At 67.3% G+C, this 2909-nt stretch carries 3 protein-coding genes; all 3 read left to right on the top strand.

What is annotated here, in order from left to right; translation table 11 throughout:
* The first annotated feature begins 20 nt into the window (after positions 1 to 20).
* The gene (locus FVW27_RS12220) at positions 21 to 416 is read left to right on the top strand and encodes a hypothetical protein (RefSeq protein WP_243838404.1); all 396 of its coding nucleotides are present in this window, start codon (positions 21 to 23) and stop codon (positions 414 to 416) included.
* A 52-nt stretch (positions 417 to 468) separates the two neighbouring features.
* Positions 469 to 1317 carry a diaminopimelate epimerase gene (gene dapF, locus FVW27_RS12215; protein ID WP_167125513.1) on the top strand — a complete coding sequence of 283 codons (849 nt, stop codon included), beginning with the start codon at positions 469 to 471 and terminating at the stop codon, positions 1315 to 1317.
* A gap of 132 nt (positions 1318 to 1449) precedes the next feature.
* The gene (gene dapA / locus FVW27_RS12210; RefSeq protein WP_167125511.1) at positions 1450 to 2328 is read left to right on the top strand and encodes a 4-hydroxy-tetrahydrodipicolinate synthase; all 879 of its coding nucleotides are present in this window, start codon (positions 1450 to 1452) and stop codon (positions 2326 to 2328) included.
* Positions 2329 to 2909: the final 581 nt, after the last annotated feature.

The following is a 2909-nucleotide window of genomic DNA, read 5'->3' as shown; positions in this document are numbered from 1 at the left end:
GATAAGACCCCACCCCCGCCATGGCCGCGCAGGCGGTGCAGGCCGGGCTGGCCGCACGCGCACGGGCCGACCTGGTCATCGGCGTGGCAGGATGGGGCGGCCTTGGCGAGCGCCGCTATCTGGCGGAGCTTGGGCAAGCCTTCCACATCCTGCTTGGTGGGGGCATCGGCACCGGTTTCGACGGGGTCGTGGACGGCGCGGCACCTTCGCTGCTATGGTCCCGGCCAGACATGCAGGGAAGAAGCGTCAACGTGGTGGACGTACTGGCCTGGCCCCAGCGGGTTCAGGGCCTTTCGCAGCCCCGGCACTGGATCGTGGGCATAGATATTTCCGTCCGGCAGGTTCCCCTGAAGGACGCCGTGGAGCCGGATCCTGCCGTCGAGGCGGTCGTCGGCACGGTTCCCGCCGCATGGTAGGCAGCGCAACGCGCGCCCGCCCCGGTCCCGGCCAACACAAGGAGCACGCAGCATGAGCGGCAAGGCACGCACCGTACCCATCCACAAATTGCATGGGTGCGGCAACGACTTCGTATTCATCGACAACCGGGCACTGGGCCTGCCGGTCGCGGCCATGCCCGACTGGGCCCGCTCCGTGTGCCGCCGCGCCTTCGGCGTGGGCGCCGACGGCCTCGTCTTTCTGGATGAAACGCCGAAAGACCGCGAAGGCGACTACATCTGGCACTTCTACAATGCCGACGGCTCGCGCGCCGAAATGTGCGGCAACGCTTCGCGCTGCGCCGCGCTGCTGGCCGTGGAACTGGGCTTTGCCGGTCCGAAGCACGTCTTCGGCACCGATGCCGGGCTCATCCGCGCCGAGGCCGACGTGGCCGCAGGCATGGCCAAGGTGGAGCTGACCCCGCCGCGCGACCTGACCCTGGGCATTGAACTGGACCTTGGCGAAGGCCGCGACATGGTGCACTTCGTGAACACGGGCGTGCCCCATGCCGTGGTGTTCAAACGCGACGCCTCGACCGTGGACGTGCGCACCCTGGGTGCCGCGCTGCGCCGCCACGCGCACTTCGCGCCCGCGGGCACCAACGCCAACTTCGCTCAGGTCATCGACCGCAGGAACATCCACCTGCGCACCTTCGAACGCGGCGTGGAGGACGAAACCTACGCCTGCGGTACGGGGGCGGCGGCGGGCGCGTTCATCGCGCATGCGCTGGGGCTTACGGAATCCACGGTGAATGTCAGGAGTTCCGGCGGCGAGATTCTTGGCATATCCATTGAAGGCGGCTCGGTGTTCCTTTCCGGCAAGGCCGTGCGCGTCTTCTCTGGCGAGATGTTCCTGGAGGGGCTGGGGCTGGCCCTGGCGTAACGCACCCGGTCCACCGGGCCCCCTTGCCGCTGCCGCGCGCTTCAGGCCGTGCGGCACAGGCAGGAGCGGCGGCCCCACGGGCACGGCGTGTCGAAGGCCGGGGCAGCAGGTACCCGGCCCAAAGGAGGCAACATGCAGTTTCAAGGCGCTTTCACCGCTCTCGTCACGCCGTTCCGCAACGGCGCCGTGGACGAGGAACGCTACCGCGCGTTCATCGAATGGCAGATCGAACAGGGCATCAACGGCCTTGTCCCCTGCGGCACCACCGGCGAATCGGCAACGCTCACCCACCAGGAACACAAGGACGTCATCCGCATCTGCGTAGAGCAGGTCAAGGGCCGCGTGCCCGTGCTGGCGGGGGCCGGTTCCAACAACACCCGCGAGGCGGTGGAGCTTACCCGCTACGCCAAGCAGGCCGGGGCCGACGGCGCACTGCTGATCACCCCGTACTACAACAAGCCTACCCAGGAAGGGCTGTACCAGCACTTCAAGGCCATTGCCGCCGAAGTGCCCATGCCCTTCATCGTGTACAACGTGCCCAGCCGTACCGGCACCAACCTGTGTCCGGAAACCCTGGCCCGCATGAAGCGCGACATCCCCGAGGTCATCGGCATCAAGGAAGCCACCGGCAACCTGATCCAGGTCTCGGAGATCATCGAGTACTGCGGCGCCGACTTCCAGGTGCTGTCGGGCGACGACTTCACGGTGCTGCCGCTGCTGGCGGTGGGCGGCTGCGGGGTCATCTCCGTAAGTTCCAACGTGGTGCCCGCCAAGATGTCCGAACTGTGCCGCGCCTTCTTCGAGGGCGACCTGGCCAACGCGCGTCGCGTGCATTACGAGCTTGCATCCATCAACCGCGCCATGTTCCTGGAAACCAACCCCATCCCCGTCAAGACGGCCCTGTCCATGATGGGCAAGATGGAACTGGAGTTGCGCCTGCCCATGGTGCCGTTGCAGCCCGCCAACCAGTCGCGCCTGCGCGACATCCTGTCGGCGGCGGGCATCGTCTAGCCGCCGGGCACGGGGCCGGTTGCGCCCCGTGAAGCATACGCCATACCACGGGGGGGGCGCCGCACGGCGCCCCCCCGTTCATTTGCCCCGTCCGGGCCGGACGCACCACGCCCCCCTCCACCCCGTCCATTCCCTCCATCCGGGTCTTGCCGCCCATCCGTCCCGCGCCTTCCCCTGACATCCGCGCCGGTCCGGCTCTTCGCACAAGCGCGCGCCGTTCAGGAAACCACATACCCGCAGACGCAAGACCGGGCGGCGCCTGCACCTCACGCCAGGTGTGCAGCCTGCGACGGACGCAAAACCCCTTGGCAGCGGTCTCGCTTCCGGCTAGCCTGTCGCATGGGCCGGTATGGGGAATGCGCGAACCATGCCCCTGCGGCCCTGGCGTATCCCGCATCCCGGCGTGCCTAAACAACCGTCGGAATGCGTCGATAAGCCCCGCAAGAGATACACTGTAACCGTCCAGACAACCCCACCTTTTCAGGCGAGCGGTCATCAAGTAGACATCAGTGAACTGGCTTAGACCGGGTTGTTCTTTGACATGCCTTGCGGCAGCAGGGCCTTGAGGTCGTCCTGGCTGC

The sequence above is a fragment of the Nitratidesulfovibrio liaohensis genome, assembly GCF_011682075.1.
GTDB classification, from domain to species: Bacteria; Desulfobacterota; Desulfovibrionia; order Desulfovibrionales; family Desulfovibrionaceae; genus Cupidesulfovibrio; species Cupidesulfovibrio liaohensis.
The sequence above is the reverse complement of the archived record's forward strand: the minus strand, read 5'-3'. Positions and strand labels throughout refer to the sequence as shown.